Genomic DNA, 22586 nt, shown 5'->3' with positions numbered 1-22586 from the left:
GTTTTGACGCCCCGTGCATTAAGGCAATAACAAGCCAAAAAGTAACGGGGAAGTCAGATGCACACACCAAAAAAATTGATTCTGGGCGCAGCCATCGCCGCCTGCTTTAGCAGCCAGCCGACCTGGCTCAACCCTTTATGGGCGGCAGAGCTTAATACCAAGTTGCCGCAACCGGAAGAAGAGATACTTTTTACGCGCACAATCTCCATAGACCTGCCTAGCCAGCCACTAGCAACCTCTTTAAAAGCCATCAGCACAAAACTTGGCATTAACATCACATTCAATGATGCCTTAGTCAATGGTAAAAAAGCGCCCGCCATCAGCGGTACCATGTTGACAAAAGAGCTATTTAAAAAATTGCTGGCGAACAGCAATCTTGAAGCCAAACTTAACCAATCAACCCTTTATATTCAACCCGCAGCTAAAACAGCCAAAGAGCTAAAAGACGAAAAAACCAGCCTTGATTTAGATAAAGTTGAAGTGCGCGCCAAGAAGTTCTACGAAATTGGCCCCATGCCTGGTTTGGCACTGACGAAAGAGGAAATTCCTGGCAATGTGCAATCTCTGACAGCCAAAGATATTAAAGAGGCGCATACCCTAACAATCACTGACTTGATGAACCAAAAGCTGCAATCCGTCACAGTCAATGACTATCAAAGCAATCCATTTCAGATGGACTTGCAGTACCGTGGTTTTACGGCCTCACCGCAAATAGGCACTGCTCAAGGGATTTCAGTATTTTTGGATGGCATCCGTGTCAACGAGCCGTTTGGAGATGTGGTGAACTGGGACATGATTCCCATGAATGCTTTGTCATCTTTGGAAATGATTCCAGGCTCAAACCCAATTTATGGATTGGGGACACTAGGTGGCGCATTAACGATGCGTACAAAGAGCGGGTTTGATGGCAAAACGCTGGACGCCGAAGTGCTGACAGGGTCATTTGGTCGCAAACAATTACAGATTTCAGCCGGTAATAATAATGGCGTAGTCGCTGGCTTTGTTTCTGGTAACTTCTTTCTCGAAGATGGTTGGCGAGATAATTCACCAAGTAAGGTTAATCAGGTGTTTGGTAAGGCTGAATGGCAAAGTGAGCGGGCAAAAATAAGTTTTTCTGGGCTATACGCGGGTAATAAATTAACCGGTAATGGTCTTTTGCCGCAACAAATGGTCGATCAAAATCCTAAGCAGGTGTATACCTCGCCCGATGAAAGTAAAAATGATCTGTTCCAGTTTCAGTTAAGTGGTATTTGGGATGTCACCGACACATTCAATATTTCTGCCCAAATTTATAACCGCAAAAGTAAACGTATTAGTCACATGTCGGACATTAACGAGAACTTTGGCGGCGCATCTCAGGGGCCGGCAAAAGCAACTGTTCGTGACAACAACCGGCAAATACTTCCGGGTCTTCCTGACGTGAATAATGATGGTCTGCCTGATTACAATAACTATGCCTATAACATCGCAGCAAGTGCTAATAACATAGCATTGGCTTATGTTAGGGATGGTTCAAACAATATTATTGGTACAGCAGAATGTACTGATTTATCTACAGGATGTGCTGATGACCTTGTTCGCGGAACAAGCTTTGCACAACAAGCAACGTATACGGATGCTAATGGCAATACACAAGTAGTGACAGATCAAGTGCAAGTTAATGCATCAGATGGTTCTGGCAATCAGGTGTGGAACTGGATTGTTGACCCCCGAAAAGACTCGGATAACTTTGGTGAAAAGTCAAATGTTCCAGGGGCTTTTAATGCTGCCGTGACACCAGAGTATGCCGCACTAGTTAGAGAGCAATTTGAAAATAGAGGTGTGATTGTTGCTACAAATAACTCAACGGGGACAGTCTCAAGCGGTGTGCATGCTGGTACCGGGAGCCCTTCATTCCAATACACTGGAGTAAACAGGGATGTGGGCGGGATAATATTGGGTGCCTACACGGATGCAGATGGCTTTTATCATGATTATTGGGAGCTAACCCCAGTTAATGCTGCCAATGTAGCCGGGACGCCTATTTCGGGTATTATCGGAGTGGGGCAATTTCCTACATACTCCCCTGTTGTAGTAGGTGCCAATGCGCAGGGTATTACTCGTGATGGCAAATTCGGCGCTGGAGGCGGAACCGAAACCGGGTACATTGAGGGCACCCCTACCGCCATTTTTACTGATACAGAAGTAGAGCAGCTGGGTAAAGGGGCTTCATTACAGTTTAACTGGAATCTAGACAAGCATAAGTTTATGGTGGGTGCTTCTCTAGATAAATCTGATAGTGATTACTACAGCAAGCAGTATCTGGGGCTGCTAGACGCAAATCGGCGTGGCTATGTGGCACCTAATTTATTGGGTTGGGAGTATTTTGCGAATAGTCCAGAACGTGGTTTTCCTCTCAATGATTTTACGGGCGACTCGCTTACTAAAAGTTTGTATTTAAGTGAAACATGGTCTCCCACAGAAAAACTTAACTTTACTTTCTCTGCACGTTACAACCGTACGTATGTGAATAATGCCTTAGCGGTTAATCGATTAAGTTCGTTCGGTGATATCAACCGTATTCTTAATATCCTAAATCTTCCAGCGCTTTGCCCAGATACTGACAATGATGGCATTGTAGATGCAAATGAATGCCCCAACGGGTTGGATGACTATATTGTTTTATTCAATGAATCATTGGCAAATATAGATCAATTTGGACAAAATACAGCTGCATTGCGTCCGCCAGAAGTAGAGAAGTTTAAATATCGTTCTTTTAACCCTTCAATCGGTGTGACATGGCAAGCGCGCGATGATTTGAATGTTTATGCCAACATGGGGCGCGGTGCCCGCACACCTACCGTTATCGAATTGGGTTGTGCTTATGACCCCACACCTCTCTCAGATGGTCGCCCACGTTCTTTGGCCGAACAGCGGGTATGTAATCTACCTGGAGCCCTCTCTGGCGACCCTTATCTCAAGCAGGTTCGATCAACCAGTTTCGAAATTGGTGCCCGTGGTCAATTAACTGACAATATTGAATGGAACGCTGCGCTTTATCGTACCGATCTCACAGATGATATTTATTTTGTTGCGGTGAATGCGACCGCCAGTTATTTCCAGAATATTGGCGATACCCGCCGACAAGGTCTTGAAATGGGTCTCAAGGGTAAATGGGGTAAGGCCACTTGGGGGGTGAACTATGCGCTGACAGATGCAACCTTTCAGTCTAGATTTAAGCTTGCAAGTGCGCATAACAGTAGTGCTGGCAATGTTTACGATATTAATAGCCAGACAGGTGTAGGGACTTATCAACAAATCACTGTGAGTCCTGGCGATCGCATGCCAGGTGTTGCATTACATAACCTTAACGCAAATTTCGCTTACGACATTACCAGTAACTGGCGCGTAGGCCTGAATGCGGTTGTGCATTCTGAGGCATTTATTCGTGGTAATGAAAATAATAAACACCGCGCCGGACCTGCATCACCCATCACCGGGCCATTTTGTAATAACGGTAATACCGTCTGTACGGTCCAGCGTGCTGACTTTGGTGAAGGTAAGACAGATGGTTATGCGGTATTTAATCTCAACACCACCTACAAAATCAGCCCTGAATGGACGCTAGGTTTGCGTGTCAATAATTTATTTAACGAACAGTATGCAAGCGCAGGCCGATTGGGTTTAAACGCATTCTCGCCTTCTATTCGAGGGGTGATTGGTGAAAGTGGCTTTAACTACAACAGTGCTGATTGGCAAGGTACTAGTTTCTTAGGTATTGGGGCACCGAGGTCAGCATTCGTGACCTTAAGTTATGAGTTTCAGCCTAAAAAGCTGGATAGTTTGGTTAAATAAAAAGGCATTGCATTTGCAGAGTCCTTGATCCAACAAGCATTCTGCAAATGAAGCTTAAAATCTACATGCTCTAACCCTTAGGAATCAGAACCGCGCTCATGGTATGGATCACACCGTTATCAGCATTGATTTCATCACCAATGACTTTGACATTGTCCACTTTTACACCATCAGTCACAGTGAGTTTCAAGTCTGCGCCTTCTAGCGATTTAACCTTGCCAGCGCTCACGTCTGCCGAGGTAATTTTGCCTGGATAGATATGGTAGCTGAGCACTTTTTTGAGCTCAGTGGGGTTAGCCATTAACGCTTTAAGTTTTGCTTTAGGCAACTTGGCAAAGGCGGCATCGTTAGGGGCAAACAGGGTGATCGGGCCTTTTTCGTTCAGCGTACTTTCCAGGCCGGCAGTTTTGACGGCTTGTAAAAAGGTTTTGAAGTTGCCTTCCTGATCAGCAGTTTGCAGCAATGTATCTGCATTGGCGTGATGGGTATAGCTGATGGCTAACAAGGTGAGTGCAAGTAGTTTGTTCATGCGTGTTCTCCAGAATTATTGTTTAACTGAAACTAAAGCGTGTATTACCGAGACTTTTAGCGGCTTGCGTGCTGCTGTCGTCGATGTGCTTACCTTAGCAAGCCAGCCTTACGCTTAACTTACCGGGGCATGGTCAAAACTTACAGCGAGCTGAACACCCGTGAAGCATGTGCGCAGGGATGATCAGTTGGGCAATGGTTATCGCAGATTTAAAGTGAGATGTTCATAAACTCGTCATGCTGGCTTGGCAAGATCATGGCACCTTGTTGCGGAGCTTGCATGATGACGATGTTGATTGTGACGGACACTTTTCAGCAAACCAATGGCGTCTCTACGACCTATAAAAACCTGCGGCGGGTGGCCAAATCACGCAACTTGCGTTTTCGTGTTTTGCACCCTAGCCTGTATCGCTGGATACCGTTGCCGTTTTATCCTGAAATCCAGCTCAATATCCAACCCTTGCGCCTGTGGCGCACACTCAATCGCATCCAGCCTAAACAATTGCATATTGCCACCGAGGGCGTCATGGGCCTGGTGGCACGCCACTGGTGCAAATCGCGCGGGATTGCGTTTACGACCTCCTATCACACGCGCTTTCCTGAATACCTCGAATTAATGTGGCGGATCCCCGCACGCTGGACCTATGCTTATTTACGCTGGTTTCACCAAGGCGCACATGCCACCTTTGTCACCACCGAAAGTATGCGCCAGACCTTGCAGACGCATGGATTCAAGCATCTGGTGATTTGGTCGCGGGGCGTCTCAGAACAGTTATTGAGCGTTGCGCAGCCGCCAGTGGCCGGACAAAAATTGCGCGTGTTGAACGTCGGCCGGGTGAGCCGTGAAAAAAACCTGGATGCGCTATGTGAGCATCAAGATCAGTTTGATATTACTATCGCTGGCGATGGTCCTTATTTAAGCCAGCTTAAGCAAAAATACCCGCGCGTCAATTTTGTCGGCTATCAATATGGCAAGGCGCTGGCGGCGTTGTATGCACAGCATGATGTGTTTGCCTTCCCCTCCCGTACCGATACGTTTGGCATTGTGATGATAGAGGCGATGTGCAACGGCCTGCCCGTGGCAGCATTTGATGTGACGGGGCCCAGAGATGTGATCAAGCATGGTTTTTCAGGCATGTTGGCCGAAGATTTTACGCAAGATATTGCGCAAGCTATTGTGCAGTGTTCATCGCTGGATAAGGCGGCGATACGCGAGCAGGCCCGCAGCCAGTGGAGCTGGGCGCATTGCTTTGAGACGTTTCAAAAACACTATCCTGACCATAGCTCCTGTGCGCGCTCACAGCCCGCCACGACCAACGCAGAGATTGCATGACGAATCAGGGGGGATGGAGTAGAATTCCTGATTTAATTAGTCAGGCATTTCTGCGGGAATTCAAGGCATGGCCATCAGCGATATTGTGATTCAAAGCACGCTCAAGTTGAGCATAGACCCTAATACTGGCAAGGATTTTGTCAGCAGCAAATCAATCAAAAATATACAAGTCAATGGCAACGATGTCAGCCTGGATGTGGTGCTAGGCTACCCTGCAGCGACACAACTGGACCTGATTCGCGCACAAATTACCGAGGCATTAAAAAGCATTGCCGACATTGGCAAAATCACCGTCAATGTTGGCAGCCGCATTGTGGCGCATAGCGTGCAACGTGGCGTCAACTTGCTGCCTAACGTGAAAAACGTGATTGCCGTGGCGTCTGGTAAAGGCGGCGTGGGCAAATCCACCACGTCAGTCAACCTGGCGCTGGCCTTGGCTGCTGAAGGCGCCACCGTCGGCTTGCTCGATGCGGATATTTACGGGCCTAGCCAGCCACAGATGCTAGGTATTTCCGGCCGCCCGGATAGCGCCGATGGCAAGAGCATAGAACCGATGCGTGCGCATGGCATCCAGGCGATGAGCATCGGCTTTCTGGTCGATACCGACACACCCATGGTGTGGCGCGGTCCGATGGTGACCGGCGCTCTGGAGCAATTGCTGCGCGATACACGTTGGCAGGATCTGGATTATTTGGTGATTGACCTGCCTCCTGGCACCGGCGACATCCAGCTGACTCTGGCACAAAAAATTCCGGTCACCGGCGCGATTATCGTCACCACCCCGCAAGACATCGCCCTGCTCGACGCGCGCAAGGGCCTGAAAATGTTCGAAAAAGTCGGCATCCCGATTTTAGGCATTGTAGAGAACATGAGTACGCATATCTGCTCCAACTGCGGCCATGAAGAGCATATTTTTGGCGCAGGCGGCGGCGCCTTGATGGCTAAAGACTACAACGTGGAGTTGCTCGGCAGTTTGCCGCTGGATATCAATATCCGCATGCAAGCAGACGGTGGCCAGCCTACCGTAGTCGCCATGCCGGATGGCGCCATTGCAAAAACGTATAAAGAAATTGCACGCAAAGCAGCAAGCAAAATCGCCATTGCCAGCCTGGACCACAGTGCCAAGTTCCCCAACATCGTCATTCAAAATACATAATCAATCAAGCCGACAGACTGCAATGACCGCCAGTGAACATGAGATTGCAGAAACGCTGATCGGCAAGGATTATGACGCCATGGACGCGCACACCCAGCGCGTCGCCCGGCACCTGACCGAGCGCAGGCATGTGTCTCGCAATACGGCAGATGAGAGTGACGGTAGCATGACCACCGCTCAACGGGCCGCCGATGCAGTGGCTCGTTTTGGCGGCTCCTGGACGTTTATTTTTGTGTTTGCCCTGGTGCTGATCGCCTGGGTCGTGCTGAACTCGGTCATTTTGCTCAAATATGACCGTGCGTTTGACCCCTATCCTTATATTCTGCTCAACCTGTTTTTGTCTATGCTGGCCTCGATACAAGCCCCCATCATCCTGATGTCACAGAACCGGCAAGCAGAAATAGACCGCAAACATGCAGAGCATGACTATGAAGTGAACTTGAAAGCAGAACTGGAGATTTTGCTGCTGCATGAAAAAATGGATGGTTTGCGCGAGCAACAGTGGCAGGAACTCATAGACTTGCAGCAACAGCAGATTGGCTTGCTCGAGCAGTTACTGGCCGAGCAAAATAAAAAACCATCTTAGCGGCAGCACGCACAGGGTGAGAAAAAAGCCACAAAGCGTTCTCTCCGTGGCCTTTGTGTTCTCGGTGGCTTAAAACGATTTAGCTCAAAACCACACCAAAGCAATACACATCCACGCCATTCGGTGACTGGATTAATGTCGCCGGAATCGCTACACCTTTACGCCAGTTATCCACCGCCTCCTGCTTGCCCGCGCCCGTCACCAGAAACATGACCTCATGCGTATCGTTCAGCCGCTTTTGGCTAATCGTAATACGATCCGCGGGCGGTTTGGGCGAGTTAAACACTGGCACGGCATCGGCACTGTTATCAACCGCCTGGCCTGGGAATAAACTAGCAGTATGCCCATCTTCACCCAGCCCCAAAATCACCAGATCAAAGGTGCGCACGCCTTTAAGGATCTCGCTATAAGCCAGCGCGCCAGCCACATTGCCAAGCTCGGCCGGAATATCATGAATCTGACTTTCAGGAATCGCCACATGGCTTAACCAGGCATCGCGGGCCATTTTGCTGTTGCGCTCCACATGATCGACTGGCAAACAACGGTCATCATTATGATAGACATGCCATTTGGACCAGTCGGCATCAGCTTTTGCCAATAACTGATACACCGCTTTGGGCGTACTGCCGCCTGCCAGCACAATCAGAAAACTGCCATGTTTGGCAATGGCGGCGTCGGCAGCCGCCAGAATTCTGTTAAGTGCTGCCTGGTTGATTTCTTCCTGGGATTGAAACGTGTGCCAACGGGTTTGAGCATTCAAAGACATAGAAAACCTGTAAAAAACAATACAAAAAAGCTTGCGCAGCCTTTTAGACCGTGACTGCATTTGTTATAATTATAGCTGACTCGACATGATAATTCTGCAAAATTATCCGAAGCACTGATCGGGTTCATGCCATCCAAAAGATGGGTGTCTCTTAAACTATCCTCACACCATAGGAAAATCCGAATGAAATTAGCAATGATTGGCTTGGGCAAAATGGGCGGTAACATGGCTGCTCGCTTGCTGCGTCACAAAATTAACGTGGTTGGTTTTGACTTTAACACCGAATTCGTTAACAGACTGGTTAAAGAAGAAGGCCTGGAAGCAGCGACCTCCGTTGCGGATGCAGTTAGCAAACTCGAAGGCCAAAAAATTGTTTGGTTGATGTTGCCCGCTGGCGAAATCACCGAAAATCAAATCAAAGATTTGATCCCAATGCTGAACAAAGGCGACATCATCGTCGATGGCGGCAACTCAAACTACAAACATAGTCAGCGCCGTGGCGCAATGTTGGCCGAACATGGTATCGGCTTTATCGACTGTGGTACTTCCGGCGGTGTTTGGGGCCTGGATAACGGCTACTGCCTGATGTACGGCGGTGAAAAACAATATGCTGATGTATTGGCTCCATATGCACAGGCATTGACCCACGCGGATCGCGGCTGGGCACACGTTGGTCCTGTTGGTTCTGGTCACTTCACCAAAATGATCCACAACGGGATCGAATACGGCATGATGCAAGCCTTTGCTGAAGGTTTGGACCTGATCAAAGGTAAAGAGGAGTTCAACCTGGACTTGGCACAAATCACTGAACTGTGGCGTCATGGTTCCGTGGTACGCAGCTGGTTGCTCGACTTGACGGCTGAAGCACTCAAACAAGACCAAAGCCTGCAAGAGATTGCACCATACGTTGCTGACTCCGGTGAAGGCCGCTGGACCGTGGTTGAAGCGGTTGAGCAAGGTGTGGCAGCGCCAGTGTTGACCACTGCATTGCAAGCACGTTTCAGAAGCCAAGACTCAGAAGGCTACAGCTACAAGCTGCTGTCACTGATGCGTAATGCATTCGGTGGCCACTCAGTGAAAACCAAGTAAGTGATATAAGCCTCTCATCATGAGAGGCTTTTGCTTATTTGTTCATAGCCACATGCTGACACGACTAAGTTTAAGAACTTATTAGCGCTAGTCATAAACATATGGGAAAGGCCTGCCCTTTCCCGTTTACATTTTTATCTTAAGGTTAGAAATGACGAATAAAATTGATCCATGCACCCTGGTATTATTTGGCGCGAGTGGCAACCTTGCCCGCGTAAAATTGTATCCTGGTTTGTTCAGGCTAGACCTGCTGGGCCGCCTGCCTGATGACATGAAAATTATCGGCGTTGGCCGTCAAGTGGTTGATCTGGATGCCTGGCGTGCAGACATCAAATCCATGCTGGATACCAAATTCAAAAAAGGGTATGACCAGAAAGTCTTCGAGCGCTTTATCGCCCGTAACTTCTACCATGCCAACCCACCGACTGACCCAGACGCGTTCAACAAACTGAAAGCCACGCTGAGCGACGAAAAAGTATTTCCGCAGAACCTGGCTTACTTCCTCTCAGTACGTCCGGTAGACTTTGCACCAGTCGTTGAATCACTGGCCAATGTCGGTCTGACTCAGGAAGACAAATACTGGCGCCGCGTAGTGATCGAAAAACCATTCGGTACCGATCTGCCATCTGCCAAAGAACTGCAGGCTGCCATCACCAAGCACCTGAAAGAAAGCCAGATTTACCGTATCGACCACTACCTGGGCAAATCCGCGCTGCAAAACATCTTGCTGCAACGCTTTACCAATACCGTGTTAGAACCGATCTGGAATAACCAGTACATTGACCACGTGCAAATCACCAACACCGAAATGCTGGGTGTAGGCGACCGTACGCAGTTCTACGACAGCACAGGTGCCCTGCGCGACATGTTGCAAAGTCATATTCTGCAAACCTTGGCACTGACCGCCATGGAGCTGCCAAAAGACCTGTCACCGGAAGGCGTACGCGACGCTAAAATCAAGTTGCTGGAGCAGATTCGTCCTATCCCAGTCAACGAACTGGAAAAGCATGCTTTCCGCGCGCAATACAGTGCCGGTGAAATCAATGGCGAAAAAGTGCCTGGCTACCTCGAAGAGCTGGGCAACAATGACAGCGTGGTAGAAACCTATGCTGCCTTGAAACTGTTTATTGACAACCCACGCTGGAAAGGGGTGCCTTTCTACATCCGCACCGCCAAGCGCCTGCACGAAGCCGATACCCGTATTGCTATCCGTTTCAAAAAAGCGCCATTGCAAATCAATGACCAGGACCAAAACTGGCTCATCATCGGCATCCAGCCACGTGAGTGCATCAAGCTCGAAATCCAGTCCAAGATTCCTGGCCTGGATGTACAAACCCGTACCATCCAGCTGGATGCAGCCAACCGTTGGGACGCAGACGACTCTGTAGATGCTTACGAGGCCTTGCTGCTGAACCTGATGCAAGGTGACAACTCCAACTACCTGCATATTTCTGAAGCCGAAGCACAATGGCGCTTGGTGGATCCAGTGGTGAAAGCCTGGGCAGAAGACAAGCGTCCGGTCCATCAGTACCCTGCTGGTAGCCGCGATCCAATCGAGTCCAAAGTGATTTTTGAAGCGGAAGATCAATTCTGGCGCTACAGCATTGAATTAGGTGGCGATAAGTAAACCTTGGGGGCTCATGCCTCCTCGGTAGATTAATTCGCCTCAAAGCCAAAAAAATTTGCAAATTTAACTGTAATTGTTGTTATTATTTGCACTCACTAAAAGCGGAGTTTAAACTCCGCTTTTTTCTCTTTATTGCATGCGTTGATGACGCAAATGACTGGATATCGTAATGAGCATTAAGTCTGATAAATGGATACGCAGGATGGCTGAACAACACGGCATGATCGAGCCGTTCGAGCCCACACTGGTCCGCGAGGTGAATGGTCAAAAAATCGTGTCTTACGGCACCTCCTCTTACGGCTACGATATCCGTTGTGCGGACGAATTCCGCGTGTTCACCAACATCAATAGCACCATAGTCGACCCCAAGGCATTTGACCCACAGTCTTTTGTCGAGGTCTCAGGCAAAGGCTATTGCGTCATTCCTCCCAACTCATTTGCGTTGGCACGTACGGTCGAATATTTCCGCATCCCGCGTTCCGTGTTAACGATTTGCCTGGGCAAGTCCACGTATGCGCGCTGCGGCATTATTGTCAACGTGACACCGTTTGAACCTGAGTGGGAAGGCTATGTGACGCTGGAGTTTAGTAACACGACGCCGTTGCCAGCCAAGATTTATGCAGGTGAAGGCTGTGCACAAGTGCTGTTCCTGGAGTCTGATGAAGTCTGTGAAACCAGTTATAAAGACCGTGGTGGCAAATACCAAGGTCAAATTGGTGTCACATTACCAAAGATATAATCACACTCTTGAACACAATCAGAACATTTCACCACAGAGGCACAGGGTTAAGCGCTGACTTTTCCTGTGCCTCTGTGTCTTAAGCGGTAAAAGGATTCCTTTATGAAATTTAGATTTCCCATTGTGATTATTGACGAAGATTTTCGCTCAGAAAACTCGTCTGGCCTGGGCATCCGGGTGTTGGCCAAAGCGATCGAAGATGAAGGTCTGGAGGTGCTTGGTGTGACCAGCTACGGCGACCTCACCTCTTTCGCGCAGCAGCAAAGCCGTGCCTCGGCGTTTATCCTGTCAATTGACGATGAGGAAATCGTTGAAGAGAAACCAGAAGCCATCGAGCAACTGCGTAATTTTGTACAGGAGATCCGTTACCGTAACGAAGAGATTCCGATCTTTTTGCATGGCGAGACCCGCACCAGCCGCCACATTCCAAACGATGTGCTGCGTGAGTTGCATGGCTTTATCCATATGAACGAGGATACGCCAGAGTTTGTGGCACGCCTGATTATCCGCGAAGCCAAGGCCTACCTGGACAGCCTGCCACCGCCTTTCTTCAAGGCACTGACGCATTACGCGGCTGATGGTTCCTACTCCTGGCACTGCCCCGGTCACTCCGGTGGCGTCGCGTTTCTGAAATCACCGGTCGGCCAGATGTTCCACCAGTTTTTTGGCGAGAACATGCTACGTGCAGACGTTTGTAACGCAGTAGATGAGCTCGGCCAATTGCTAGATCATACCGGCCCGGTGGCCGCCTCTGAGCGTAACGCTGCGCGCATTTACAACTGCGATCACCTCTATTTTGTCACTAACGGCACCTCGACCTCGAACAAGATCGTCTGGAACTCCACCGTCGCGCCTGGTGACATCGTGGTGGTTGACCGTAACTGCCATAAATCCGTATTGCACTCCATCATCATGACCGGGGCGGTGCCGGTATTCCTGATGCCAACGCGTAACCACTTTGGCATTATCGGCCCGATTCCGAAAAGCGAGTTTGCCTGGGAAAATATCCAGAAGAAAATCGAACGCAACCCGTTTGCCACCGACAAGAACGCCAAGCCACGCGTACTAACCATCACGCAATCTACCTATGACGGCGTGCTATACAACGTCGAAGAAATCAAGGAAATGCTGGATGGCAAGATCGACACCCTGCACTTCGATGAAGCCTGGCTGCCACACGCGACCTTTCATGACTTTTATGGTGACTACCACGCGATTGGCGCAGACCGCCCACGCTGTAAAGAATCCATGGTGTTCTCCACACAGTCTACGCACAAACTGCTGGCTGGCCTAAGCCAGGCCTCGCAAATTCTGGTACAGGATGCTGACCAGAACCGCCTGGACCGCGATGTGTTCAACGAAGCCTATCTGATGCATACCTCTACCAGTCCGCAATACTCGATTATTGCCAGCTGTGACGTGGCTGCCGCCATGATGGAAGCCCCAGGCGGTACCGCCCTGGTAGAAGAATCCCTCAAAGAAGCCCTGGACTTCCGCCGCGCCATGCGTAAGGTTGACGAAGAATGGGGCACCGACTGGTGGTTTAAAGTCTGGGGCCCGACCGATTTGTCAGAAGACGGCCTGGAAGAACGAGACGCCTGGATGCTGAAAGCCAACGAGCGCTGGCACGGCTTTGGCAACCTGGCCGAAGGCTTTAACATGCTGGACCCGATCAAAGCCACCATCATCACGCCCGGGCTGGATGTAGATGGTGAATTCTCAGAAGAATTTGGCATCCCGGCGGCGATTGTGACCAAGTACCTGGCTGAACACGGCGTGATCGTCGAAAAAACCGGTCTCTACTCGTTCTTTATCATGTTTACCATCGGCATTACCAAAGGCCGCTGGAACACCATGGTCGCCGCATTACAACAGTTTAAAGACGACTACGACAAAAACCAGCCATTATGGAAAGTGCTGCCGGAATTTGTGCAGAAGCATCCACGCTATGAACGCGTCGGCCTCAAAGATTTGTGTACACAAATTCACGAAGTCTACAAAGCCAATGACGTCGCCCGCCTGACTACAGAAATGTATCTGTCTGACATGGTGCCAGCCATGAAACCGACGGACGCCTTCTCAAAAATGGCGCACCGCAAAATTGAGCGCGTGGCCATTGATGAACTCGAAGGCCGCGTGACTGCTGTGCTCTTAACCCCCTACCCGCCAGGTATTCCACTGCTGATTCCAGGTGAACGCTTTAACAAGGTCATTGTGAACTACCTCAAATTTGCACGCGAATTCAACGAGAAATTCCCGGGCTTTGAGACCGATAACCATGGTTTGGTGAAGCAAGTCGTGGATGGTAAAGCCGTGTATTACGTGGATTGTGTGCAGCAGGAAGATTAGCTCTTTAGCTTCACTCAGCTGTTTTTTACTGAGCTTTCTTTTTTGTGAGCTTCAGCAAAGGCAACTTAATGGTTGCCTTTGCTATTTTACCGAGACCTCTGTTTCGCCTGTGAGCTAGTCACCTTTCTTTGCGTACATTGAACAAGGTTGTATTAGGCATTAACAGGATGGGTGAATGATTTATTTCGCCTTTTAGGCGACCATTCTTTCTTGTGCTTGTCCATAAGAAAGAAGGCAAAGAACAAGACACCCTAGCTTCCGCTTGTTTCCTGCGTTGCTCGCCAAAACAAGCGGTCAAGAAACTCGACCTGGCAGCTCACAAAATACGTGAGCTGCTGCGGGACTCGAACAGTCGCTCCCTTCTTCCTTGTTTTGGCTGCGCTACTCGGCGCGGCAGATAGGGGCCCGAAAACCCATCAGCGCCACCGTTTGTGGGCTAAAAAGAAAAGAATTTGAGTTTTTGAACGGTCCAAATTTTTAGGCTGTGAGTTTGACGCGACAAATCCCATCCCATCACGCTGAGTAGCGGAAACAAAGTAAGAAACAAGGGAGCGACTGTGCGAGCTCCGTGGCAGCTTGCGGGGTGTGCAAGCTGCTAGGGCGAGTTTCGATGGACGCCCACTTTGTTGATAACTAAGACTGCAGCGCAGTCTGTTACGGCGTAGGCTAACTTGCGCAGCAATGTTAAGCGTAGCGGCCGTAGCCAACAACACAAGGAAGCCGTAGGCCGTGATGGCTGGGTGCCCTCTTCTTTGGCTACGGCCGCCACTTTGTGGCTTAACCTAAAGGTTAGCCTACGCCGCAACACTCCGTTAGTTGTGGTTACTTTCTGTGGGACAAGCAACAGAAAGTAACTCGCCTACAGGCGAAAAAGAAAGGTGGAATTCCGTAAATATCTAAGAAGACTTGCAGCAAATTCAATACGCGCTCTTCAATTTTAATCAGATTAGTATTAACCTTGCATGAATTCGGCCTAAGCCGGAATGACGAAAAACTGGACTAACTTGGATTGAGATTAAGCATCGAAAAAAGAATAACCTTATTCTTTTTTCGATGCATCAAGCCAAAGGCTTCTATCATCGCCGCTGATAAACCATATCACTATAATGCAAGCCATTCTCCGAGGTATGCCCTTCCTCACTCACCAATTCCCACTCATGCATCTCGATTTCCGGGAAAAATGCATCCCCGCCGACATGAGCATATACCCGCGTAATGTATAGCCGCGTGACATAAGGCAGGCCCTGTGCATACAACTCCGCGCCGCCAATCAGAAAGGGTTCTTCATCACCGGCACAGGCTGCAAGCGCTTGTGGCAGTGAATGTACAACCTTGGCCCCTTCAACCGCGTATTCAGTATCGCGAGTGACGACTACCGTGGTGCGTCCGGGCAACAAGCGACCCAGCGACTCATAGGTTTTGCGGCCCATAATAATGTGATGGCCCATGGTCAGTTGTTTGAAGCGCTTGAGGTCTTCGGGCAGGTGCCAGGGCAACTGATTATTGTGACCAATGACACGGTTGTCTGCATGGGCGACGATCAGGGAAAGGGCTTGCATGGTGATACTCACTAAAAAGCCGACAGGCGCTTGAGGTCACGAATGATGGCCTCGCTATGCCCGTCAGGGTTGACGTTGCTGTAGGACTCGGCAACGACGCCTTGCGGGTCAACAATAAAGGTCATGCGCTTGGCGGCCTGGAAGACGACAAGGTTAAACAAGGCGCCATAGGCATCAGCCACCTGACCATTGCTGTCCGCCAGCAACGGAAAAGACAAGCGGTGTTTTTGCGCAAATGCGGCATGGCTGGCAACGGTATCGACACTGATCCCTACCACCTCGGCACCCAGGGCATGGATCTGCTGGATATCATCCCTGAACTGGCAGGCTTCGCGTGTACAACCAGGCGTATCATCTTTGGGATAAAAATAAAGCACCAGCCATTTACCCTGCCATTCGGAGAGTTGCCTCAGGTTTCCTTGGGCATCGGGCAGACTGAATGCGGGTGCTTTCATGCCGACGCTGACACGTGTAGAAGGCTGCTGATATTGGCGATAGCCCCAGACGGCTAACCAGAACAACAGGCCGTACATGATCAGTTTGATCAGCATTGAGTTTCCTTTCTTTGGGTAAATGACATTCAGGTCGTTGACGCTGACAGCTGCTTATTGTACCTTAATCCGCCATCCATCCATTTAAGGTCGCCCGCAATCGCTTGAAGTGTTGCCAGTTATCCCATGAACAATGAAGCCATTGCAAAACTGCTGAAACTGATTGCTGCCGATCCGCAAAAGTGGGATGCCTATCAGAAGCTGGCAGGCCTAATGCTGCAAAACCAGGAGTTTCATGCGGCTGAGCAATATTTACTGCAAGCGATCAGTCTGCGGCCTGACCTGCTGGAACTGCGGGTGCAGCTAGGCAACCTGCATATGCGCACGCAACAGTTCAAGGCGGCGCATGAGTGCTACAAACAAGCCATTGCCCTGGATGCCAAACAGGCACAGCTTTATTACCTGGATGCACGTGCACTGAAAAACCTGGGCAGAACACAAGAAGCCATTTTGCGCTTGCGTACCGCCATCAAACTTGACCCGCAACGACTACCCGCTTTTACCGAATGTACTGACCTGATGCTGCAACTGCAGCAAGTCGACCAGGCAGCCAATGTTTTACGACAGGCAGTGGCGGCACATCCGGAGCATGCCCATTTTCACTATCGTCTGGGGGTGTTATGCATGCAACTGCAACAGACAGGCGATGCGCTGCTATGTATGAATGAGGCGATCCGCATACAGCCTGACTTTGCCGATGCCTATCATCAGCGCGCCTTGATTCTGCAATCACAGGGCAAGCCACAAGAGGCCGTGCTAAATTTTGATGAAGCCATCCGCTATCAACCGAATTTGCATTTACCCTACAACAACCGTGGCGTAGTGTTATGCCAGCTGGGGAAGTACACTGAAGCGATTGCCGATTTCCGCCTGGCCTTGCAGTTGAACCCTGGGTATGCGGCTGCCCAATGCCACCTGGGCTTGGCGCTGTATGAAAACAGGCAGCACGATGAGGCTTACGCCTGCCTGGAGACGGCGCTTAAATTGGCGCCGAATCATGCACAAGCCAGATATACCATGAGTATGCTGCGATTGGCACGCGGAGAATTCGAAACCGGCTGGCCGCTGTATGCGGCGCGTTTTCAAGTGCTTGCGGACAAACACCGGCCAGATTTAAACTTGTTATGGTCATCAGCAGGCGCTCTGGTCGGCAAAACCATTCTGATCTGGGCCGAGCAGACGTTGAGCGACACCCTGCAATATTGCCGTTATCTGCCTATGGTTCAAGCCTGCAAACCTAACCATCTGGTATTAGCCGTCCCTGAGGCTTTATTTGACCTGTTTAATGAGTATTGGGCGCATGATGCAACGATTCTGGTCGTTTGCCAGGATGGACGTAGCCTGCCGCATTTTGACGTATTCTGCCCCATGCTGAGCTTGCCAGCGGTGTTTAACACGCAACTGGATACGATACCGGCCGGCTTGCCTTATCTGGGGGTAGAGGCACGCCACAGTGAACCCTGGCAACAATTACTGGGGCCTGGCCGTCGGTTGCGCATCGGGCTCAACTGGTGTGGCGAGGCGACGAACAAATATGATCAGTGGCGCAGTATTCCGCTCTTTCTGATGGCGCCTCTGCTGAATATGGAAGTCGAATGGCACAGCTTGCAAAAAGAGTTCAGGCGCGAAGACCATATCATGCTCAAACGGTTTCCCATGCTGGAATGTCATCACCCGGAATTAATAAACTTTACCGCCACTGCGGGGCTGATCATGCAAATGGATCTGGTGATATCAGTTGACACCGCCGTCGCGCATTTGGCTGCGGCCTTAGGCAAAGAGGTCTGGTTATTACTGCCGCAACATGCGCATTTCCGCTGGTTACAACAGCGCGAAGACAGTCCGTGGTATCCAGGCATGCGCCTGTTCAGACAGGGGGATGACGAAGCTTGGGAGCAAGTGATTGACCGGATACATCAGGCCGTCACCGATGTGCTGGCCCAGCGTCATGAGCGCCTGATCGCAAGCGAACAAGCCGCACAAGACTAATGTTGTGGCACGCCGACGATATGTTTGACGCGCTCAACATCAACATGCAGCAACTCGGCAATATCTTTGTAGTCATCGGGCAAGGCAGCATTATCCCAGCCGTCGGCAGAATGTCTGGCCAGATTCACGGCTAACTGCACATTGCGCACCCTGGGCAGGTCTGCGCGCGCTTCGTCCATCAGGTCACTGAGCAATGGCGGCAAGTTAAAGACCTGCACCAGCTCGGCCTGTAACTCCAGCAATCTGAAACCCAGCACCTCTTGTTGAACGACCCGGCTACGCAACGTTTTATCTGCGTCCTGGCGCTGGCTGATTTCGCCCATCGCATCCGGGTTAAAGCACCACATGAGCATTTCGGCAAAATCATGCAGCGAGGCTGCCACCCTCACCTCTTCTGCGTGCAAATCCATCAAATGCGAGGCAAACTCTGCGGAAAAATAACCGGCACGGTGAGCCCGTATCATGAGCTTGAGCAAATCGATCAAGGCGGACATATGCTCATGCAACACATCCTCCACATGCGGAACGGTAGGAATCTGCGCGAAAAACGTGCCAGTGCCCATCATGATAATTGCCTGCTCGACCTGTACCAGGTCCTGTAACTGATGACGGCTGCGATGATTATTGGCGTACGCCAACACCTTGAACATCATGAGCGGATCATTAATGACCACACGGGTAATGTCACGGGCGCCCGTTTCATCTTCACGCGCCTGTAATTGAGCGATCTCTCTGGCCGTCTGCCGCAAGACCGGAATCTCTGCCGCCTTAAAAAAAGCCACCCAATCTTTAACGGTGCGGTTGGCTCTTGCTTCGGTGAGTGTCACCATAAGTGTGCTCCAGCTAAAATCATGCCCGAGTATAAATCATTGCCATCAAGTGCCATGTCGGGATCAATTACACTAATGCCAGTCAGTTTCTTTTATGACTCAACTCTATTAACGGCGTTCTTGCGCATTCCTTGAGCGAAGTAGGCCAAACATCATGACTGCTATGTGTCTATGTTAGAATGTTGTTTTAGTTAATGATTCCGAAAGCCTGTCTGGGAAACGGATTAACGTAAGAGCGGTCACTCGTTTATGGCAATTGTTCTGCATACCCCCGAAGAAATTGAAAAAATGCGCATCGCAGGTCGTCTGGCCTCAGAAGTGCTGGATTACATCACACCGTTTGTCGTGGCGGGGGTGACCACCAACAAACTGGACCAGCTTTGCCATGATTACATCGTCAATGAACAACAAGCGATCCCGGCCCCATTAAACTATGCACCAGATGGCCATGCACCCTACCCCAAGTCTATTTGCACCTCGATTAACCAGCAAATCTGTCATGGGGTCCCTAGCGAAAAAGAGCTTAAAAATGGTGATATCGTCAACCTGGACATCACAGTCATCAAAGACGGCTATCATGGCGATACGTCACGCATGTTTATGGTCGGCAGTGTCTCACCACAGGCAAAGCGGCTGTGCGACCTCACCTACCAGGCCATGTGGCGCGGCATAGAAAAGGTCAAACCTGGCAACACCTTGGGCGATATTGGCTATGCGATTCAGTCATTTGCAGAAAAAAATGGTTACAGCATTGTGCGTGAATTTTGCGGACATGGCATCGGCAAAAAATTTCATTGCGAGCCCCAAGTGTTGCATTATGGCAAACCCGGGGCAGGTTTGACGCTCAAGCCTGGCATGATTTTTACCATCGAACCCATGATCAATGCTGGACGCCGCGACATCAAATTCATGCCGGATGGCTGGACCGTGGTCACCAAGGACCGTAGCCTGTCGGCACAATGGGAGCATACCGTACTCGTCACTGAAGAGGGCTTTGAAATCATGACCGTCTCAGCGGGTACGCCAGCCCGGCCCACGCTCTAAGGCACGCATGTCGATGGTCAGTCCCGCATGACAGTCATTGGCAAGGAACATCTCAAGCATTGGCGAGCGTCAGTACAACTGACACGTCAACAACTGGCCGATGCTTATCTGGCCAAGCCGCAAGCCAAACGCCTGCTACAACAACATACGCGCTCACTCGATCTACTGCTTAAACAGATTTGGCAGGCTTATGCCCTGCCAGAGAGTGCTTGCCTGGTTGCGGTCGGCGGCTATGGCCGTGGCGATATGTTTCCCTACTCGGACATTGATTTGCTGATCCTGATGCCGGAAAACAGCGATGCTGCGCTACAGACGCTGGTTGAATCGCTGATTGGCACCTTGTGGGATATTGGTCTCAATATCGGTCATAGCGTGCGCAGCCTCAAAGAGTGCCTGGACGAAGCGCAGCTGGATGTGACCATCATGACCAACCTGCTGGAAGCCCGCTGGCTGAGCGGAGACAAAAAAACTTTCCAGTCCCTGACGCAGTTACTGCATACACAGCTGGACCAAGCCCGTTTTTTTGCTGAAAAACTGCGTGAGCAACAAATCCGTCATGCCAAATTTCATGACACGGCTTACAACCTAGAACCCAATGTCAAAGAGAGTCCAGGCGGCCTCAGGGATTTGCATATGGTTCTTTGGGTCGCGCAAAGCCAGGGCTTGGGCAGTGATTGGAACGCGCTTGCCCAGGCGGGGTTATTAAGTCGGCATGAAGCCATTCAACTCAAAAAACACGAACGTTTGCTGCAAAACCTGCGCATCCGCCTGCACTTGATGGCCAAGCGCCGGGAAGACCGCCTGGTATTCGACTTTCAAAACACGCTGGCGGAGCAGATGGGCTATGAGACCAATCCGCAAAAACGTGCCAGCGAACAGTTAATGCAAGGCTTTTACCGGAGTGCCAAAGCGGTCATCATAGAAAATGAAGTCCTGCTGAAATTACTGCATGCACGCATTCAGCCAGAAACCAAGCCGCCGCAAGCATTAACAGAAGACTTTAGCCTGTCTCAGGGCTTGCTGAGTGCAAATGCGCCAGACCTGTTTCAACGCAAGCCCGAAACCATCTTGCAATGTTTTCAACTCCTGCAGCAATACCCGGAAATTACCGGCTTTAGTGCGCCGCTCGTACGTGCATTGCAGGCGGCACAGCCGCTGATCAACCATCAATTCAGACAACGCGCCAATCACAAAGCCTTGTTCCTGCAAATTTTGCACAGCCGCGAAGGTGTGCACCGCAGCCTGCGGCGCATGAACCGTTATGGCATCCTCGGCCGCTATATCCCGGTATTTGGCCGCGTCATCGCACAAATGCAGCATGATCTGTTTCATGTCTATACGGTAGATGAGCACACGCTGAATGTCTTACGCAACCTCAGACGCTTTGCCAAACCCGATTTGAGACACGAATTTCCGCTGTGCAGCCAACTATTTAATGCATTCAGCCAGCCACATTTGCTCTATCTGGCGGCCATTTTTCACGACATTGCCAAAGGCCGTGGCGGCGATCATTCGCTGCTGGGCACCCTGGACGCGCGCCGATTCTGCAAACAACATGGCTTAAGCAAAACGGATACAGAGCTAGTCGCTTGGCTGGTTGAGGCACACCTAAAACTATCCAGCACGGCACAAAAAAGTGATTTATCCGACCCCGATGTGATTGAAGCCTTTGCGCATCTGGTGGGGACAGAATATCGCCTGACAGCGTTGTACTTACTGACGGTGGCCGACATTCGCGGCACCAGCCCGAATGTGTGGAATGCGTGGAAGGCCAAACTGCTCGAGAGCCTGTTTTTGCAAACGCGGCGAGTGCTGCAACAATCACTGAATACCGAAGCCCAGCTCAGCTTACGCAAGCAGGAAGTGTTGCAGAAACTTAGCAGTTTCAACCTTAAAGAGTCTTCCGTGGCAGCCCTGTGGCAAGCCTTTGGCAATGGCTATTTCAGTCGTTTTGACAGTGATGAAATCGCCTGGCAAAGCCGATTACTGATTCCGCATCTCAATACCGAACAAGCCATTGTGCGTGCCCGGCTCAGCCCTAAAGGCGACGGCATTCAGGTGATGATCTACAGCCGAGATCAAAAAGAGATTTTTGCCCGTATCTGCCATTTTTTTGACAGCATGCAATACAACATTGTACAGGCCAAGATTTACACCACCGCTCACGGCTATGCCCTGGATAACTTTATTGTGCTGGAACCTGAAACACGGCAGATCAGCTATAACGGCTTATTGAAGCATATTGAACAAGGGTTGAATACGCAATTGATCAGCCATGAGGCGATTCCCGCGCCAATTCGCGGCCGGGTCAGCAGGCAAGTCAAACATATGCCGATTAGCACGCAAGTGAGTTTTAAAGCCGTGCCCAATCCACAGGACGCAGACCAGCCTTTTCAACAGCTGGATATCATCGCCAATGACCGCCCAGGATTATTGGCCAGTATGGCGCTGATTTTTCAGCAACATGGCATTGCATTACATAATGCCAAGATCAACACCTTGGGCAACCGGGTAGAAGATAGTTTCTTGATCTCTGCGTGTAATAACGGCCTGCTTGATGCAACATCCATCACCAACTTGACGCAAGCACTCCATCAAATATAGCC

Annotated in this window: 16 protein-coding genes; 11 read left to right on the top strand and 5 right to left on the bottom strand. The window is 50.3% G+C overall.

The window, feature by feature from the left end:
• The first annotated feature begins 57 nt into the window (after positions 1-57).
• Positions 58-3834, top strand: a complete 3777-nt coding sequence (locus ACT53D_RS02730) for a TonB-dependent receptor domain-containing protein (RefSeq protein ID WP_476154366.1) — start codon at positions 58-60, stop codon at positions 3832-3834.
• Positions 3835-3904: 70 nt separating this feature from the next.
• Here the strand turns inward: ACT53D_RS02730 and ACT53D_RS02725 are convergent, their stop codons facing one another.
• Positions 3905-4363 carry a fasciclin domain-containing protein gene (locus ACT53D_RS02725; protein ID WP_476154364.1) on the bottom strand — a complete coding sequence of 153 codons (459 nt, stop codon included), beginning with the start codon at positions 4361-4363 and terminating at the stop codon, positions 3905-3907.
• Between the two features lie 279 nt (positions 4364-4642).
• Here ACT53D_RS02725 and ACT53D_RS02720 point away from each other — a divergent pair, with 279 nt between their 5' ends.
• The 3 genes from ACT53D_RS02720 to ACT53D_RS02710 all read left to right on the top strand — a co-directional run bounded on the left by ACT53D_RS02720 (position 4643) and on the right by ACT53D_RS02710 (position 7437).
• The gene (locus tag ACT53D_RS02720) at positions 4643-5695 is read left to right on the top strand and encodes a glycosyltransferase family 4 protein (protein ID WP_476154362.1); all 1053 of its coding nucleotides are present in this window, start codon (positions 4643-4645) and stop codon (positions 5693-5695) included.
• Between the two features lie 67 nt (positions 5696-5762).
• Positions 5763-6851, top strand: coding sequence for an iron-sulfur cluster carrier protein ApbC (apbC, locus tag ACT53D_RS02715; protein WP_275355630.1), 1089 nt, complete (start codon positions 5763-5765; stop codon positions 6849-6851).
• Between the two features lie 22 nt (positions 6852-6873).
• Positions 6874-7437: a DUF1003 domain-containing protein gene (locus ACT53D_RS02710; protein WP_313988113.1), complete on the top strand. Its 564-nt coding sequence runs from the start codon at positions 6874-6876 to the stop codon at positions 7435-7437.
• 79 nt (positions 7438-7516) lie between these two features.
• On the opposite strand, the gene pgl is transcribed toward ACT53D_RS02710, so the two are convergent.
• Positions 7517-8203 carry a 6-phosphogluconolactonase gene (pgl, locus tag ACT53D_RS02705; protein ID WP_379075729.1) on the bottom strand — a complete coding sequence of 229 codons (687 nt, stop codon included), beginning with the start codon at positions 8201-8203 and terminating at the stop codon, positions 7517-7519.
• A gap of 183 nt (positions 8204-8386) precedes the next feature.
• Between pgl and gnd the strand changes: the two genes are divergently transcribed.
• The 4 genes from gnd (at position 8387) to ACT53D_RS02685 (ending at position 14007) form a co-directional block, all read left to right on the top strand.
• Entirely contained in the window at positions 8387-9292 is a 906-nt protein-coding gene (gnd, locus tag ACT53D_RS02700; RefSeq protein WP_194747997.1) for a phosphogluconate dehydrogenase (NAD(+)-dependent, decarboxylating), read from the top strand.
• Between the two features lie 151 nt (positions 9293-9443).
• Positions 9444-10919 (top strand): glucose-6-phosphate dehydrogenase, encoded by a 1476-nt coding sequence (gene zwf, locus ACT53D_RS02695; protein WP_194747999.1) that lies wholly within the window; start codon positions 9444-9446, stop codon positions 10917-10919.
• Between the two features lie 169 nt (positions 10920-11088).
• Positions 11089-11658, top strand: coding sequence for a dCTP deaminase (gene dcd, locus ACT53D_RS02690; RefSeq protein WP_275355635.1), 570 nt, complete (start codon positions 11089-11091; stop codon positions 11656-11658).
• A 102-nt stretch (positions 11659-11760) separates the two neighbouring features.
• Entirely contained in the window at positions 11761-14007 is a 2247-nt protein-coding gene (locus ACT53D_RS02685; protein WP_194748003.1) for an arginine/lysine/ornithine decarboxylase, read from the top strand.
• A 1076-nt stretch (positions 14008-15083) separates the two neighbouring features.
• Here ACT53D_RS02685 and ACT53D_RS02680 read toward each other — a convergent pair.
• Together ACT53D_RS02680 and ACT53D_RS02675 are read right to left on the bottom strand one after the other, a co-directional pair.
• Positions 15084-15566: a dihydrofolate reductase gene (locus tag ACT53D_RS02680; RefSeq protein WP_476154358.1), complete on the bottom strand. Its 483-nt coding sequence runs from the start codon at positions 15564-15566 to the stop codon at positions 15084-15086.
• A gap of 11 nt (positions 15567-15577) precedes the next feature.
• Entirely contained in the window at positions 15578-16117 is a 540-nt protein-coding gene (locus tag ACT53D_RS02675; RefSeq protein ID WP_275355638.1) for a peroxiredoxin, read from the bottom strand.
• Between the two features lie 126 nt (positions 16118-16243).
• On the opposite strand from ACT53D_RS02675, the gene ACT53D_RS02670 reads away from it, so the two are divergent.
• On the top strand, positions 16244-18106 hold the full coding sequence (locus tag ACT53D_RS02670; protein WP_476154356.1) for a tetratricopeptide repeat protein: 1863 nt from the start codon (positions 16244-16246) through the stop codon (positions 18104-18106).
• Here ACT53D_RS02670 and ACT53D_RS02665 read toward each other — a convergent pair.
• Positions 18103-18936 (bottom strand): HDOD domain-containing protein, encoded by an 834-nt coding sequence (locus tag ACT53D_RS02665; RefSeq protein WP_275355641.1) that lies wholly within the window; start codon positions 18934-18936, stop codon positions 18103-18105. The genes ACT53D_RS02670 and ACT53D_RS02665 overlap by 4 nt on opposite strands.
• 249 nt (positions 18937-19185) lie before the next feature.
• Between ACT53D_RS02665 and map the strand changes: the two genes are divergently transcribed.
• Both map and ACT53D_RS02655 read left to right on the top strand, forming a co-directional pair.
• Entirely contained in the window at positions 19186-19980 is a 795-nt protein-coding gene (gene map / locus ACT53D_RS02660) for a type I methionyl aminopeptidase (RefSeq protein ID WP_275355642.1), read from the top strand.
• A 27-nt stretch (positions 19981-20007) separates the two neighbouring features.
• Positions 20008-22584 (top strand): [protein-PII] uridylyltransferase, encoded by a 2577-nt coding sequence (locus ACT53D_RS02655; protein ID WP_476154353.1) that lies wholly within the window; start codon positions 20008-20010, stop codon positions 22582-22584.
• Positions 22585-22586: the final 2 nt, after the last annotated feature.

The organism is Methylophilus sp. DMC16 (genome assembly GCF_056314045.1).
This window is presented reverse-complemented; position numbering and strand designations above follow the sequence as displayed.

Coding starts and splice junctions, on each gene's coding strand:
- ACT53D_RS02730 (WP_476154366.1), top strand. CDS start 58: ATGCACACACCAAAAAAATTGATTCTGGGCGCAGCCATCGCCGCCTGC.
- ACT53D_RS02725 (WP_476154364.1), bottom strand. CDS start 4,363: ATGAACAAACTACTTGCACTCACCTTGTTAGCCATCAGCTATACCCAT.
- ACT53D_RS02720 (WP_476154362.1), top strand. CDS start 4,643: ATGATGACGATGTTGATTGTGACGGACACTTTTCAGCAAACCAATGGC.
- apbC (WP_275355630.1), top strand. CDS start 5,763: ATGGCCATCAGCGATATTGTGATTCAAAGCACGCTCAAGTTGAGCATA.
- ACT53D_RS02710 (WP_313988113.1), top strand. CDS start 6,874: ATGACCGCCAGTGAACATGAGATTGCAGAAACGCTGATCGGCAAGGAT.
- pgl (WP_379075729.1), bottom strand. CDS start 8,203: ATGTCTTTGAATGCTCAAACCCGTTGGCACACGTTTCAATCCCAGGAA.
- gnd (WP_194747997.1), top strand. CDS start 8,387: ATGAAATTAGCAATGATTGGCTTGGGCAAAATGGGCGGTAACATGGCT.
- zwf (WP_194747999.1), top strand. CDS start 9,444: ATGACGAATAAAATTGATCCATGCACCCTGGTATTATTTGGCGCGAGT.
- dcd (WP_275355635.1), top strand. CDS start 11,089: ATGAGCATTAAGTCTGATAAATGGATACGCAGGATGGCTGAACAACAC.
- ACT53D_RS02685 (WP_194748003.1), top strand. CDS start 11,761: ATGAAATTTAGATTTCCCATTGTGATTATTGACGAAGATTTTCGCTCA.
- ACT53D_RS02680 (WP_476154358.1), bottom strand. CDS start 15,566: ATGCAAGCCCTTTCCCTGATCGTCGCCCATGCAGACAACCGTGTCATT.
- ACT53D_RS02675 (WP_275355638.1), bottom strand. CDS start 16,117: ATGCTGATCAAACTGATCATGTACGGCCTGTTGTTCTGGTTAGCCGTC.
- ACT53D_RS02670 (WP_476154356.1), top strand. CDS start 16,244: ATGAACAATGAAGCCATTGCAAAACTGCTGAAACTGATTGCTGCCGAT.
- ACT53D_RS02665 (WP_275355641.1), bottom strand. CDS start 18,936: ATGGTGACACTCACCGAAGCAAGAGCCAACCGCACCGTTAAAGATTGG.
- map (WP_275355642.1), top strand. CDS start 19,186: ATGGCAATTGTTCTGCATACCCCCGAAGAAATTGAAAAAATGCGCATC.
- ACT53D_RS02655 (WP_476154353.1), top strand. CDS start 20,008: ATGACAGTCATTGGCAAGGAACATCTCAAGCATTGGCGAGCGTCAGTA.